Here is a 412-nt window from a genome sequence, read left to right as displayed (position 1 = left end):
GGATTGGCGCAGATTGCAGTATTTTCTTTATCGTTCCTTAATATTTATGTGTAGCGGGCGCTGGATTATTACCGTTTATTAATAATTTAGCGTTGTAAATACAGATATAAATCTGGATGAATTGACGTAGGCGCGCACGCTCCGCAGGTGAGTATGGTTTTTCTCGCTCTTGTTCTCTACTTCGTTGCCATGGTGGTGGTGGCTGCCGTGCTGCTGCTGCCGTCGGTACGGCAGCGCTGCGCGGCGTTGCTGCGTGCGCAGTGGCAGCGCGTGAGCACAGGGGCGGCGGTGGTGGGCGCGCGCTCCGCAGGGTCGTTGCGCGAGTCGGTAGACAACGCAACGTCGGGCGTATCGGCGTTCAAGCAGTTCGTGGTACGGCGGCGGATGCTGTTGCTCGGTGCGCTGGGTGTGC

At 57.0% G+C, this 412-nt stretch carries 1 pseudogene; it reads left to right on the top strand.

The annotated features are described in order from the left end of the window. Positions 1-153 precede the first annotated feature (153 nt). Positions 154-412 (top strand): annotated as a pseudogene (locus tag JWG39_RS16220) (M15 family metallopeptidase); the annotation flags it as partial.

This window comes from Desulforhopalus vacuolatus, assembly GCF_016918505.1.
Classification (GTDB): Bacteria; Desulfobacterota; Desulfobulbia; order Desulfobulbales; family Desulfocapsaceae; genus Desulforhopalus; species Desulforhopalus vacuolatus.
This window is presented reverse-complemented; position numbering and strand designations above follow the sequence as displayed.